1 protein-coding gene is annotated in these 462 nt (G+C 66.5%); it reads left to right on the top strand.

From position 1 onward, the window contains the following. Window positions 1–429 (top strand): IS30 family transposase (locus EYB28_RS19900; protein WP_166853039.1); only part of this gene is annotated, 429 nt, incomplete at its 5' end. Between the last annotated feature and the right edge of the window lie 33 nt (window positions 430–462).

The following is a 462-nucleotide window of genomic DNA, read 5'->3' as shown; positions in this document are numbered from 1 at the left end:
AACTCCAAGTCCGCCATCGGCACCCTGGTCGAGCGCACCACCCGCTACGTGATGCTGCTGCACCTGCCGAACGGGCATCACGCCGAGGCCGTCCGCGACGCGATGCTGACCCAGATCCGCACCCTGCCAGCACACCTGCGCAAGTCCCTGACCTGGGACCAAGGCTCCGAGATGACGCCCTACGCGCAGATCAAGATCGCCGACGACCTAGACCTGTACTTCTGCGACCCGCACTCACCGTGGCAGCGCGGCACGAACGAGAACACCAACGGGCTGCTGCGCCAGTACTTCCCCAAGGGCACCGACCTAGGCATCCACACCGCCGACGACCTCGAGGAGGTCGCCCTGCTGCTGAACGACCGCCCCCGCCAGACCCTCGACTGGGCCAAGCCTGCCGAAGCACTCAACCGCCTACTCTTGACAGCCTGACGACGCGTGTTGCGACGACCGCTTGAACCCGCC

Origin of the sequence: Isoptericola sp. BMS4 (genome assembly GCF_011634835.1) — a bacterium.
Lineage (GTDB): Bacteria > Actinomycetota > Actinomycetes > Actinomycetales > Cellulomonadaceae > Isoptericola.
Note: the sequence above shows the minus strand (reverse complement) of the source record. Positions and strands in the feature narration are given on the sequence as shown.